At 69.5% G+C, this 13,057-nt stretch carries 11 protein-coding genes; 3 read left to right on the plus strand and 8 right to left on the minus strand.

What is annotated here, in order from left to right; all coding sequences use genetic code 11:
- The first annotated feature begins 58 nt into the window (after nt 1–58).
- Together parC and WJ35_RS00285 are read left to right on the plus strand one after the other, a co-directional pair.
- On the plus strand, nt 59–2,380 hold the full coding sequence (gene parC, locus WJ35_RS00280; protein ID WP_060232093.1) for a DNA topoisomerase IV subunit A: 2,322 nt from the start codon (nt 59–61) through the stop codon (nt 2,378–2,380).
- Nucleotides 2,381–2,645: 265 nt separating this feature from the next.
- Nucleotides 2,646–3,104 carry a CopD family protein gene (locus WJ35_RS00285; RefSeq protein ID WP_010091073.1) on the plus strand — a complete coding sequence of 153 codons (459 nt, stop codon included), beginning with the start codon at nt 2,646–2,648 and terminating at the stop codon, nt 3,102–3,104.
- A 75-nt stretch (nt 3,105–3,179) separates the two neighbouring features.
- Here WJ35_RS00285 and WJ35_RS00290 read toward each other — a convergent pair whose 3' ends face one another.
- Nucleotides 3,180–4,064 carry a LysR family transcriptional regulator gene (locus WJ35_RS00290; protein ID WP_069238575.1) on the minus strand — a complete coding sequence of 295 codons (885 nt, stop codon included), beginning with the start codon at nt 4,062–4,064 and terminating at the stop codon, nt 3,180–3,182.
- Between the two features lie 112 nt (nt 4,065–4,176).
- Here WJ35_RS00290 and WJ35_RS00295 point away from each other — a divergent pair, with 112 nt between their 5' ends.
- Nucleotides 4,177–4,614, plus strand: coding sequence for a multidrug/biocide efflux PACE transporter (locus WJ35_RS00295; RefSeq protein ID WP_010091075.1), 438 nt, complete (start codon nt 4,177–4,179; stop codon nt 4,612–4,614).
- An 18-nt stretch (nt 4,615–4,632) separates the two neighbouring features.
- Here WJ35_RS00295 and WJ35_RS00300 read toward each other — a convergent pair whose 3' ends face one another.
- The 7 genes from WJ35_RS00300 to WJ35_RS00330 form a co-directional block, all read right to left on the minus strand.
- On the minus strand, nt 4,633–5,835 hold the full coding sequence (locus WJ35_RS00300) for a chromate transporter (RefSeq protein ID WP_060232087.1): 1,203 nt from the start codon (nt 5,833–5,835) through the stop codon (nt 4,633–4,635).
- A gap of 184 nt (nt 5,836–6,019) precedes the next feature.
- Nucleotides 6,020–8,359 carry an EAL domain-containing protein gene (locus tag WJ35_RS00305; RefSeq protein ID WP_060232085.1) on the minus strand — a complete coding sequence of 780 codons (2,340 nt, stop codon included), beginning with the start codon at nt 8,357–8,359 and terminating at the stop codon, nt 6,020–6,022.
- 220 nt (nt 8,360–8,579) lie between these two features.
- The gene (locus tag WJ35_RS00310; protein ID WP_060232082.1) at nt 8,580–9,464 is read right to left on the minus strand and encodes a PhzF family phenazine biosynthesis protein; all 885 of its coding nucleotides are present in this window, start codon (nt 9,462–9,464) and stop codon (nt 8,580–8,582) included.
- A 13-nt stretch (nt 9,465–9,477) separates the two neighbouring features.
- Nucleotides 9,478–9,936 (minus strand): RidA family protein, encoded by a 459-nt coding sequence (locus tag WJ35_RS00315; RefSeq protein ID WP_010091080.1) that lies wholly within the window; start codon nt 9,934–9,936, stop codon nt 9,478–9,480.
- A gap of 41 nt (nt 9,937–9,977) precedes the next feature.
- Entirely contained in the window at nt 9,978–11,159 is a 1,182-nt protein-coding gene (locus WJ35_RS00320) for a PLP-dependent aminotransferase family protein (RefSeq protein WP_060232080.1), read from the minus strand.
- Nucleotides 11,160–11,312: 153 nt separating this feature from the next.
- Nucleotides 11,313–12,221, minus strand: coding sequence for a DMT family transporter (locus WJ35_RS00325; protein WP_060232076.1), 909 nt, complete (start codon nt 12,219–12,221; stop codon nt 11,313–11,315).
- A 76-nt stretch (nt 12,222–12,297) separates the two neighbouring features.
- Complete coding sequence (locus tag WJ35_RS00330) at nt 12,298–12,984, minus strand: VOC family protein (RefSeq protein ID WP_010091084.1); 687 nt, start codon at nt 12,982–12,984, stop codon at nt 12,298–12,300.
- Between the last annotated feature and the right edge of the window lie 73 nt (nt 12,985–13,057).

Genomic DNA, 13,057 nt, shown 5'->3' on the forward strand with positions numbered 1-13,057 from the left:
GCGCGGCCGGGCTTGACGCCCGGTCCCGACTCGCGCCACCTACGAATACGGATTTCAGATGGACGACAACACTCCCGATCTCTTTACCGGGTCGGACGCGCCCGCGGGCGACGCGCTGACGCTCGGCAACTACGCGGAGCAGGCGTACCTCAGCTACGCGGTCAGCGTCGTGAAGGGCCGCGCGCTGCCGGACGTCTGCGACGGCCAGAAGCCGGTGCAGCGCCGCATCCTGTTCGCGATGAACGAAATGGGCCTCGGCCCCGACGCGAAGCCGGTGAAGTCGGCACGCGTGGTCGGCGACGTGCTCGGCAAATACCACCCGCACGGCGACCAGTCGGCGTACGACGCGCTCGTGCGTCTCGCGCAGGACTTTTCGCTGCGCTACCCGCTGATCGACGGGCAGGGCAACTTCGGCTCGCGCGACGGCGACGGCGCGGCGGCGATGCGCTACACCGAAGCGCGGCTCACGCCGATCTCGAAGCTGCTGCTCGACGAGATCGACCAGGGCACGGTCGACTTCATGCCGAACTACGACGGCTCGTTCGAGGAGCCGAAGCTGCTGCCGGGCCGCCTGCCGTTCGTGCTGCTGAACGGCGCATCGGGCATCGCGGTCGGTCTCGCGACGGAAATCCCGTCGCACAACCTGCGCGAAGTCGCGGCGGCGGCGGTCGCGCTGATCCGCCATCCGCACCTCACGCACGCGGAGCTGATGGGGCTGATTCCCGGGCCCGACTTCCCGGGCGGCGGCCAGATCATCTCGAGCGACGCGGAAATCTCGACGGCCTACGAGAGCGGCCGCGGCAGCCTGAAGGTGCGCGCGCGCTGGAAGATCGAGGATCTCGCGCGCGGCCAGTGGCAGCTCGTCGTCACCGAGCTGCCGCCGAGCACGTCGTGCCAGAAGGTGCTCGAGGAAATCGAGGAGCTGACCAACCCGAAGCTGAAGCTCGGCAAGAAGACGCTGACGCCCGAGCAGCTCAACACGAAAAAGGCGATGCTCGACCTGCTCGACGCGGTGCGCGACGAGTCGGGCAAGGAGGCGCCGGTGCGGCTCGTGTTCGAGCCGAAGTCGCGCACGATCGACCAGACCGAGTTCGTGAATTCGCTGCTCGCGCACACGAGCCTCGAATCGAACGCGACGCTGAACCTCGTGATGATCGGCGCCGACGGCCGGCCGGGCCAGAAGGGGCTGCTGACGATCCTCGGCGAATGGGTGAAGTTCCGTCAGCTGACGATGACGCGGCGCTGCCGCCACCGTCTCGGCAAGGTCGACGACCGGATCCACATCCTCGAAGGCCGGATGATCGTCTTCCTGAACATCGACGAGGTGATTCGCATCATCCGCGAGTCGGACGAGCCGAAGGCCGCGCTGATGAGCGCGTTCGGCCTCTCCGAGCGGCAGGCCGAGGACATCCTCGAAATCCGCCTGCGTCAGCTCGCGCGGCTCGAGAAGATCAAGATCGAGAAGGAGCTCGACGCGCTGCGCGACGAGAAGGCCAAGCTCGAGGAGCTGCTCGCGAACGAAAGCGCGATGAAGCGGCTGATGATCAAGGAGATCGAGGCCGACGCGAAGCAGTACGGCGACGATCGCCGCACGCTGATCCAGCAGGAAAAGCGCGCGACCTTCGAGGCGAAGGTCGTCGACGAGCCGGTGACGGTCGTCGTGTCGCAGAAGGGCTGGGTGCGTGCGCTGAAGGGCCACGGCCTCGACCCGGCGGGCTTCTCGTTCAAGGCCGGCGACAGCCTGTACGCGGCGTTCCAGTGCCGTACGCCGGACCGCCTGATCGCGTGGGGCAGCCGCGGCCGCGTGTATTCGGTCGACGTGTCGGTGCTGCCGGGCGGGCGGGGTGACGGGGTGCCCGTCACGTCGCTGATCGAGCTCGAATCCGGCACGCACCTGATGCACTACTTCGCCGCATCGGCCGACCAGCAGCTGCTGCTCGCGTCGAGCAACGGCTTCGGCTTCCTCGCGAAGGTCGGCGACATGGTGAGCCGCGTGAAGGCCGGCAAGGCGTTCATGACCATCGACGAAGGCGCGGCGCCGCTCGCGCCGATGCCGGTGCTGCCGAACGCGAAGCAGGTCGCGTGCCTGTCGAGCGGCGGCCGGCTGCTGGTGTTCGGCATGGACGAGATGAAGACGCTGTCGGGCGGCGGCCGCGGCGTGATCCTGATGGCGCTCGACGACAAGGAAACGCTCGTGCAGGCGCTCGCGATCGATCCGGCCGGCGTCGTGCTGATCGGCACCGGCCGCGGCGGCAAGGTGATGGACGAGACGCTGTCGTACGCGGCGCTCGCGCCGCACGTCGGCAAGCGCGCGCGCAAGGGCCGCGCGCCGGACACGAAGCTCAAGGTCGTCACCGAGATGCGTCCGCTGCTCGGCTGAGCGCGCGTTCCGGCGGCGTCACGGGCCGCACGGCCGCTTCGGCGGGCGTGCGGCCTTTTTCATGCGCGGCATGCCGGGTCGTCACTCGGCACTTGCAAAATATTGTGAAATCCCGCCACCGGCCTGAACCGTGCGAGGCCGCGCCTGTCGAACGACGCTCGATGTCGCGCACGTGCCGACCGGCGCGCAACGCATTCGTGCATCGCGCAGGCCCGCCGCGTGCCCGGCCGGTCCGCCGTATTCAACTCATAACAGGATGCTCGCCATGTCCCACGCAATCGCCGTCGCGCTGTTTCTTCACCTGCTGGCCGTCGCCGTGTGGGTGGGCGGGATGGTGTTCGCCAACTTCTGCCTGCGGCCGGCGCTGTCCGACCTGTCGCCGCAGCTGCGGCTGCCGCTGATCGAGGGCGTGTTCGGCCGCTTCTTCAACTGGGTCGCGGGGTCGGTGATCGTGATCCTGCTCACCGGCGGCTTCCTGCTGATGCAGTTCGGCGGCGCGCACGCGACCTGGGCGCTGCACGCGATGGCGGGGCTCGGCGTCGTGATGATGCTGATCTTCGGCCATGTGCGGTTCGCGCTGTTTCCGCGCATCCGCCGCGCGGTGCAGGCGCAGAACTGGCCGGACGGCGCGCGCGCGGTGAACGCGGTGCGCCTGCTCGTCGTCGTCAATATCGTGCTCGGCGTCGTGACGATCGGCGCGGCCGTGCTGTCGCGCGGCTTCTGAGCGGGGCCGGCTGACGGGTTCGTGCCGCTCGGCGCGGCCCGGCGCTGGCGCCGACGCCGGCAGAGCGGCGCGCCGCTACGCGGCCAGCATCGCGTCGAGCAGCCACGCGCCGGCCGGGCCGAGCGGCCGGCTGCGCGACCACACCGCATCGACCCGCACCCGGCGCGGCCAGCCGCGGGCGCGCAGCTCGCAGAGCCGGTCGGGCGCGAAATGCTCGACCATCCAGCGGGGCAGTTCCGCCCATCCGAATCCCAGCACCGCCATCTCCAGCAGCATCAGGTAGCTCGGCGCCGACCAGCGGTGGGCGCCGGCGACGATCCGGCCGTCCTCGCCGCGCCCGTCCGGCATCGCATACGTGTTGAGCCGCAGCTCGCGCGCATCGCGCAGCGCGGCATGCGGCACCTCCGCGTCGCCGGAGGCCGCGAGCGGATGCGTGCGCCCGACGAACAGGCCGAACTCCGACTCCTCCGCGATCGCCGCCGCGCCGATGTCGGCGGGGTAGGCCGCGCGCGCGGCCATCAGCCCGAGCTGCGCACGGCCCTGCTGGATCAGGTCCAGCACGTCCTCGTGCTCAGCGATCTGGCATTCGAGCTCCAGCGCCGGGAAGCGCCGTTCGAGCGCGGTCAGCGTCTGCTCGTAACGCTTCGACTGGTAGGTGTCGGACACCACCAGCGTCAGCCGCGCCTCCTCGCCGCGCGCGAGCCGCGCGGCGGTGCGGTCGATCGCCGCGCCGGCTTCCAGCACGCGCTGCACCTGAGGCAGCAGCGCGCGCCCGGCGTCGGTCAGCGCCGGCGTGCGCGTCGAGCGGTCGAACAGCTGCACGCCGAGATCGATCTCGAGGTTCGCGATCGCCTCCGAGACCGTCGACTGGCGCTTGCCGAGCTTGCGCGCGGCGGCGGTGAAGGAGCCGAGCAGTGCGGCCTCGGCGAACGCGAGCAGCGCTTCGGGGGCGTGGCGCATACGGAGTCTCCCGGCATCGTCTTATCGGAAAAACCGATGATAACCAATTGGAATCGTTCGGTCATGCCGATCAGAATGGCGGGCATGGATGACACAGGACCCGAGGTTTGCGATGAAGCATACGAATAAAACGATGACGGAACGGCTCGTGCACGCGCTGACGTTCGAACTGGTCGCGATCGCGCTGTGCGCGCCGCTCGGCGCATGGCTGCTCGACATGCCGGTGACGCACGTCGGCGCGCTGACGGTGATGGTGTCGCTGATCGCGATGGCGTGGAACATGACGTTCAACACGCTGTTCGACCGGCTCGAGCGGCGCTTCGGCTGGGTGCGCAACGTGGGCCTGCGGATCGTTCACGCGGTCGCGTTCGAGCTGGGGCTCGTCGCGATGGTCGTGCCGCTCGCCGCATGGTGGCTCGGCATCGGTCTCGTCGAGGCGCTGCTGCTCGACCTCGGCATCGTGCTGTTCTTCCTGCCTTACACGTTCTGCTTCAACCTCGCGTACGACAGCCTGCGGGCGCGCCGGCTCGCGCGGCGCGTCGCCGCGTGAGCTCCGGGCGGCCGGCGCTCAGCGCGCGGCCGCCCAGAGCCACGCGCCGCACGCGATCGCGACCGCGGCGTACACCGCGTACACGGGCACCTTGAAGCGCGCGAAGCACAGCGTCGCGAATGCGCCGGTGAGCCAGTAGACGGGGTCGGCCGGTTCGCGGTGCAGGATCTTCACGACGGCGACGACCAGAAACCCGGTCGTCGCCGCGCGCAGCAGCCGCATCCCGTGCTCGAAGCGGGAATGGCGCCTGAGGCGGAACAGGTGGCGCTGCGCGAACACGACGAGGCAGCCGGACGGGATGAACAGGGCGGCGGTCGCGAGGAGCGCGCCGCGCCAGCCGTCGGTCAGGTAGCCGAGAAACGGCACGACGTTCAGCAGCGGCCCCGGCGACACCGGCGACAGCGCGAACGCGAGCATGAAGTCGTGATCGGAGATGCCGGTCTCGGGCGTGACGAACAGCGCCTTCAGCACCGGCAGCGCGGAAAAGCCTCCGCCGAACAGCGTCATGCCGGCGCCCGCGAGCCGCGCCCACAGCAGCGTCGCCTGATAGTTGCCGGGAATCGGCAGCGCGAACAGCGCGACGAACGCCGCGAGCACGACGAGCAGCTTGCGGTCGCGCTTCGCCAGCGTGAAGTTGACCCGGTTCTCCTGCGACGGCCCGGTCAGCCAGCCCGCGGCGAATGCGGCGAACAGGGTCACGACGAACGACGCGGGGCTGTGCGCGAACGCGAGCAGAAGCGTCGACACCGCGGCGATCGCCTGCTCGAGCCGCGCGCGCACCAGCGTGCGCAGCTGCTTGACCCAGGTGACGCCGATCAGCGCGGCGAGCACCATGCTGAAGTGGTTGAGCATCACGGGCGCGGCGAGCGAGCGCACGAACGGCGTGCGATAGAAGACCGCGAACAGCGTCATCATCACGAAGAACGGCAGCACGCTCGCGAGGCCGGCGATCCACGCGCCGATGCGGCCGTGCAGCGTCTGGCCGACCTGGATCGCGACGTTGCAGCCGACGGGGCCGGGCATGAGCCAGGCCAGCGACACGATGTCGCCGAACGCGGGCGGCTCGATGCGCTGCAGGCGCTCGACGTAGTGGCGCTCGAGCTGCGCCATCATCGCGAGCCCGCCCCAGGACACGGCGGAAATGCCCATGACGACCTTGAAAAAGGCCCACAGGGATTCCTGCTCCACGTGCCGGGCGGCTTCGACTTCGACGCTCATCATGGCGTGTATAGAGACGCGGCCCCGTCGTCACTCGCGCGAACGGGGCCCTGAATATAGGACGTCTGGCCATGGACGTACCTGCCTCGGGCATTGTCTGACCGATGGCGCGCGGCGGCCATGCGCGAAAACGCTAGGTAAACAAGCCGGATCGACAACGAAACAACGCGCGTCCCGGCGACGTTGTTCAGGCACCGGTGCTGCCCGTCGCGCGATGCGGGACGATTTTCGCGCGGCCGCCGCGCACGCCGTAGCGGGCGAGCAGCGCGGGAATCGCGTCGGCCGGCACCGGACGCGAGAACAGGAACCCCTGCGCTTCGATCTCCCCGAGCGCAGACAGCCACGCGACCTGCTCCTCGGTCTCCGTGCCTTCGACGACGACCGTCAGGCCGAGCGAGCGCGCGAGATGCACGATCGACGACACCATCACGCACACGCTGCGGTCGTTCGGGATCGCCTGCACGAACGAGCGGTCGACCTTCAGCGTGTCGACCGAAAAACGGTGCAGGTACGACAGCGACGAGTAGCCGGTGCCGAAATCGTCGAGCGCGATGCGGATGCCGAGCTTCTTGAGCGCGACGATCTTCTCGGAGACGAGCTCCGGATATTCCATCATCGCGGTCTCGGTGATTTCGAGTTCGAGGCGGCCGGCCTCGATGCCGGTTTCCTGCAGCGTGCGCGAGATCGTCTCGATCAGGTCGCCGCGCCAGAACTGCACCGGCGAAATGTTGATGGCGAGCGTCAGCGTGTCGTGGCCTTCGTCGCGCCAGCGCGCGATCTGCTCGCACGCGGTGCGGATCACGAAATCGCCGATCGGCACGATGAGGCCCGTCGATTCGGCGATCGAGATGAATTCGTTCGCGGAGATGATTCCGTGTTCCGGGTGGTCCCAGCGCGCGAGCGCCTCGAAGCCGGTGATGTGGCGGTGGGTGAGGTCGATCTTCGGCTGGTATGCGAGGAACAGCTGCCCTTCGGCGAGCGCGACGCGCAGCTGCTGTTCCCAGCGCATCAGGTGATCGGCGCGGTGCGACAGGTGCGGCGCGTAGAACTGGTAGCAGTTCTTGCCCGCGTCCTTCGCGCTGTACATCGCGAGGTCGGCCTTCTTCAGCAGGTCGATCTCGCTCTCGTTCGCGACCGTGTGCAGCGCGATGCCGATGCTCGCGTGCAGCACGAACGAACTGCCGCGCACGTCGAACGGTTCGCCGAACATCCGGATGATCGCCTCGGCGAGCCGCACCGCGCGCCGCTCGACGTCGTCGCCCTTCATCACGACGACGAACTCGTCGCCGCCGATGCGCGACAGCGCGCCTTCGTCGCCGACCGCGTCGGCGAGGCGCGACGCCGTCATCTGCAGCACGATGTCGCCGGCGTTGTGGCCGAGCGTATCGTTGACCGTCTTGAAATTGTCGAGGTCGATGAACAGCAGGCCGAGCCGCGACAGGCTCGACGGCATCGACACGTCGTTGCGCAGCCCGCGCAGCGTCGCGTAGCGGTTCGCGAGGCCGGTGAGCAGGTCGTATTCGGCGAGCTGGGTCATCTCGCGCTCGCGGCCGAGCAGCTTGCCGATGAGCCCCGTCGCGACGCCGAAGAACGCGAGCATCGCGAGCGTGATGAAGCTCGTCATCAGCAGGTAGACGTTGCGCGTATGGTTGTAGTCGGCGAATTCCTCGGCCTGCGACAGGCCGACCATCACCGCGAGCGGATAGCCGTCGAGATGGCGGTACGACACGATGCGCGTCACGTTGTCGATCGGATCGACGATCGTGCCCGAGACCCGCTCGGCGAGCGGGTATACGCCCGATGCCGAGAACGCGCCCGGCGCGTTGTTGAGCAGGCCGGTGCGGCGCGCGAGCACGGCGCCGGTGTCGGAGACGACCGCGATCACGCCTTCCTTGCCGATCGCCACGTTGTTGTAGAAATCGTTCGTGAAGTAGCTCGGATCCTCGGACACGACCACCACGCCCGCGAAACTGCCGTCGGGATTGTTCAGGCGGCGCGTCATCTGCAGCGTCCAGTGGCTCGACACGCGGCCGAGCACGGGCCTGCTGATGTAGAGCTGGTCGTCGTTGCGATTCACGTGCACCTTGAAGTGCTCGCGGTCGGACAGGTCGATCGGCTGCGGATGACGTTCGGCGGTGTTCGCGAACAGGATGCCCTTCGCGTTGACGAGCGACACCTGGATCAGCGTGTCGCTCGGCACGACGCCTTTCTCGACGGTGCTCGCGAGATTGAAGTTCGCCGGCGACTTCTCGAATTCGAACTTGACGAAGCGGGTGATCTGGTCGACCTGGTGGATCGCCTTGACGGTGTGCTGCTCGAGCGCGGACGACAGGATCGCCGCGGAAGCCGCCGCTTCCTTGTACGCGCTGTCCTTTTCGACGGACATCCGCGCGACGATGACCGCCCACAGCAGCGCGAGCGCGAGCATCCCGAGCAGCGGGATCGCGAACAGCGCCCGCCGGCGCGACTTGCGCGGCGCGCGCAGCGGTCGGGTCGACGGCGTATGGGATGACCGGGCGGAGCTCATCAGAAAGGGGCGGCGTCCTGGCGCGCGTGCGCCATCCCGCAGGATGGCTGAATATGGGGTCGCGTCAGCGGCTGTTCATCTGCGGAAAAACGCATCTATGGACAGACCCTCAAGCGACGGATTAGGCCCGATATTACTGGCTGGATCGTTTTTGCGATAGCTGGGTAAGCATAGCGCCGGCAGTCGCGGTGCGCATGGCGCGCCGCGAAATATCCGACGATCAGACGGAAAGCCGGAAACTGCCGTCGACGATCGTGACGGCGCTGCCGCCGATCCACGTCGTGCCGTCGTCGTCGTAGGCGACGGAAATGCGGCCGTCGCGGCCGATGGCCGTGCCCTGGCGGGCGGTGTACGACGGGCCGGGGCGGCGCTGCTGGCGGGTCAGCACGCCGGCCAGCGCGGCGTTCGCGCTGCCGGTGGCGGGATCCTCGCCGAAGCCGAAGTTGCCGCCCGTCATCAGGCAGCGGATCTCGAACGTCGCGGGGCCGCCTTCGGCGTGCGGCGCGTAGACCGCGAGGCCGTCCATGCCGTAACGTTGCGTGAGCGCCGCCAGCGCGGCCGGATCGGGCGACAGGCCGATGCACGCGTCGGCCGACTTCAGCCGCACGACCAGCCACGGCGCGCCGTTGTCGACCGCGCACGGCTCGGCTTCCAGGTCGATCGCGTCGCTGCGCAACGCGGCAGCCAGCACCGGGTAGTCCGAACGGTCGAGCGGCGTGACGCGCGCGGGCGGCGCCGCGAACGCCCAGCCGTCGGCCTGCCGGCGCAGCGCCACTTGGCCGACCCCGCATTGCTGGATCAGCCGGCCCTGCGTGCGCGGCACCGCGCCGCTTTCGAGAAACGCGTGCGCGGTGCCGAGCGTCGGGTGGCCGGCGAACGGCAGCTCGCCGCCCGGCGTGAAGATCCGCACGCGGTAGTCGGCGTCCGGGTCGGTCGGCGAGCAGAGGAACGTCGTCTCCGACAGGTTGGTCCAGCGGGCGATCGCCAGCATGTCGTCGTCGCCGAGTGAATCGGCGTCGAACACCACGGCGAGCGGGTTGCCCTTGAACGGCACCGACGTGAAGACGTCGACCTGCCTGAAGCGGACGAGGCGGCGGCCGGGCATCGTGGCGCTCGCGTTACGCGACTTCGGCGATCAGCTCGATCTCGACGCACGCGCCGAGCGGAATCTGCGCGACGCCGAACGCCGAGCGCGCGTGCTTGCCCGCATCGCCGAACACGTCGGCGATCAGCTCGGACGCGCCGTTCGTCACGAGGTGCTGCTCGGTGAAGTCGAGCGTCGAGTTGACGAGGCTCATCAGCTTGACGATGCGCGTGACCTTGTTCAGGTCGCCCGTGTGCGCGTGCAGCGTCGCGAGCAGGTCGATCGCGATCGACCGCGCGGCCGCCTTGCCGTCCTCGGTCGTGAGGTCGGCGCCGAGCTTGCCGGCCCAGACCTTGCCGTCCTTCTTCGCGATGTGGCCGGACAGGTAGACCGTGTTGCCGCTTTGCGCGCTCATCACGTAGGCGGCGGCCGGGGCGCCGGCGGTCGGGAGCTCGATGCCGAGCGACTTCAGTTTGTCGTAGACGTTAGCCATCTGTTCGATTCCTCGTTGCGAGTCGTGAAAGGAAAGGGGGATCAGAGACGCTCGCGCAGCAGCTTGCCGAGCCGCGCGACGCCTTCCTCGATCTTCTCGGGCGGCACCGTGACGAACGACAGGCGCAGCGTGTTCTGCTGCGCGTCGTCCGCGAAGAACGGCGCGCCGGGCACGAATGCGACGTGGTTGGCCACGGCCGCTTCGAGCAGCTTCATGCTGTCGATCTGCTGCGGCAGCTTCACCCAGATGAACATCCCGCCTTCCGGGCGGTTCCACGTCACGCCTTCGGGCATGTGGCGCGCGAGCGCGCCGTGCATCGCCTCGCATTGCGCGCCGTACAGCTGCCGGATCGTCGGGATGTGCTCGTCGAGGAAGCCGTCCTTGATCACTTCGTGCGCGATGCGCTGCGTGAGCGTCGGCGTGTGCAGGTCGGTTGCCTGCTTCGCCTGCACGAGCTTGAAGTGGAGTTCCTCGGGGGCAATGATGTAGCCGATCCGCAGGCCCGGCGCGAGCACCTTCGAGAACGTGCCGAGGTGCACGATGTGGTCGGGCGCCATCGACAGCATCGTCGGCAGCGGCTCGCCCTGGTAGTTGAGCGCGCCGTACGGATCGTCCTCCAGCACCGGGAACGGGCTCGTCTGCGCGAACGCGGCGAGCGCGCGGCGACGCTCGACGGGCAGGCGGCGGCCGGTCGGGTTCTGGAAGTTCGGCTGCGCGTACAGCAGGCGCGCGCCTTGCGTCAGGTCGGGCGTGAGGCCCTCGGGCAGCAGGCCCTGCTCGTCCGTCGGCACCTGCACGTAGCGCGGCTCGTACAGCGAGAACGACTGCAGCGCGCCGAGGTAGGTCGGGGTTTCGACGAGGACCGGGCTGCCCGGGTCGACGAGCGCCTTGCCGAGCAGGTCGAGCGCCTGCTGCGAACCGGTCGTGACCAGCACCTGCGACACGCGCACGCTGTAGCGCTCGGCGATCCACTCGCGCAGCGGCAGGTAGCCTTCGGTCGCGCTGTACTGCAGCGCCGCGGCCGGCGCATCGCGCAGCACGCGGTCGGCGGCGGCGCGCATGCGCTCGGCCGGGAACGTCGAGGGGGCGGGCAGGCCGCCGGCGAACGAGATGACCTCGGGGCGCTCCGTGACCTTCAGGATCTCGCGGATCGCAGAGCTCGTCAGCTTGCGGGCGCGTTCGGAAAGCTGCCAGTGCGGCGGATGCAGGTCGCTCGGATTCATATGTCTCCTCGTTCGGATATCAGGGTCGGTCTTGATGGTCGGCCGGGCCGGTCGGTGCGACGCGGCCGGGTAGGCTGGGTCGACGGCGATCGGTCAGGCGCGGCCGGGTGGGCAAAATCAGACGGGCAAAAACGGCCATTATGGCGCACCAATTCAGCCAGCGCGAGCGGGTTGCGGCGCGGGAGCCACCGCGGCCCGCCGGCCGAGCATCACGGTCGCGATCACCGCGGCCGCGAACAGCCACGTCGACGGCGCGACGGCCTCGCCGAACAACAGCGCCGAAAACGCGATCGTGAAGAAGATCTGCAGCAGCTGCACCTGGCCGACGCGCGCGGTGCCGCCCATCGCGAGGCCCGCGTACCACGCGAAGAAGCCGATGAACTGCGAGAACAGCGTCACGTAGCCGAACGCGAGCCACGTGCGCGGCGCGAGCGGGCCCGGGTGCGCCGCGTGCTGCATCCACGCGAGCCAGCCGACCGGCAGCACGAGGAACGGCGCGGACACGACGAGCGCCCAGCAGATCACCTGCCAGCCGCCGATCTGGCGCGCGAGGCGCGCGCCTTCCGCGTAGCCGAGCGCGCCGATGCCGACCGCGGCGAGCATCAGCGCGTCGCCCGCCTGCAGCGCGCCGCCGCCGTCGCGCAGCGCGAACGCGATCACGAGCGCGCTGCCCGTCACCGCGCTGACCCAGAACGCCTTCGACGGCCGTTCGCGCGACAGCCACGCCGCGTACAGCGCGACCAGCAGCGACTGCAGCCCGTTGACGACCGCGCCGTGCGACGCGGGCACCGTCTTCATCGCCCATGCGGAGAACACCGGATACCCGACGATCACGCCGGACGACACGATCGCGAGGCTTTTCAGCTGCGCGCGGGTCGGCGGCGGCTCGCGCCGCCACCACAGCAGCAGGCCCGCCGGCACCGCGGCGGCGAGCGCGCGGCCGAGGCCGTTGAGGAGCGGATGCAGCTCGGCGACGACGATGCGCGTCATCGGCAGCGTCAGGCTGAAGATCATCACGCCGATGAGGCCGAGCAGCATGCCCCGGGTTTCGCGCGAATTCATCAGGTAGGTGCTCCTTATCGGCGTATCGGTGTATCGCTGTATCGGCGGGTTTCGGTGAGCGGGCGCGCGGCGGCGTTCAGCGCAGCGTGCGCGTGCCTTGGGGCGTGTCGAACTCGGCGACGAGCGCGGGCGCGCCGTCGCCGGCCTCGAGGTCGAGCAGGTGGGCGGCGCCGAGCCAGTCGAGCTGTTCGCGCACCGTATCCGCGCGCGGATGGATGCCCTTGAGCGCCTTCAGTGCGACGCCGTCGCGCGGCAGCGCGTCGGACGGATGGCGCGGGCTGTCCCACTGGATCAGCGACGGCACGAGGCCGTCGCCGACGCCTTGCCACGCGGGGAACGCGCCGTCGTCGGGCACCGTCAGGCCCCAGCTCAGGTCGCCGCGCCGCATCGCGACGACGGGCGGGATGCGGGCCGGGTACTGGCGCTGCCACAGCGCGAGCTGGCGCGGCCGGTCGACCCGCGCGACCCAGTGCGCGAGGAACGGGCCGTGCGCGAGCCGCGCCTGCAGCGCCGGATCGTCGAGCGCGAACAGGCGCGGGCGCGGCGGCGCGCCGGCGTCGGCCGGCGCGTCGGGATCGATCGCGATCACCTCCAGGTAAAGGCCGCCCCAGGCGCCGAACAGCGCGTTGTGGGTGCGCATCAGCGGATGCCGGCCGCCGCCGGCCGGCTCGATGCCGAGCGCGTCGGCGACGTGGCGCACGCCTTCGTCGAGCGTGCGCGCGGCGATGACCAGATGGTCGAGTGTCAGGGAATGGGCTGCCATGAAGGTCGGGAAAGCAGGTTGGAAAAGCCAGGGCGTTACGGTGGAAAGGCGCTCTGCCGGCCGGCGGCGCCGC

This window comes from Burkholderia ubonensis, assembly GCF_001718695.1.
In the GTDB taxonomy this organism is placed as follows: Bacteria; Pseudomonadota; Gammaproteobacteria; order Burkholderiales; family Burkholderiaceae; genus Burkholderia; species Burkholderia ubonensis_B.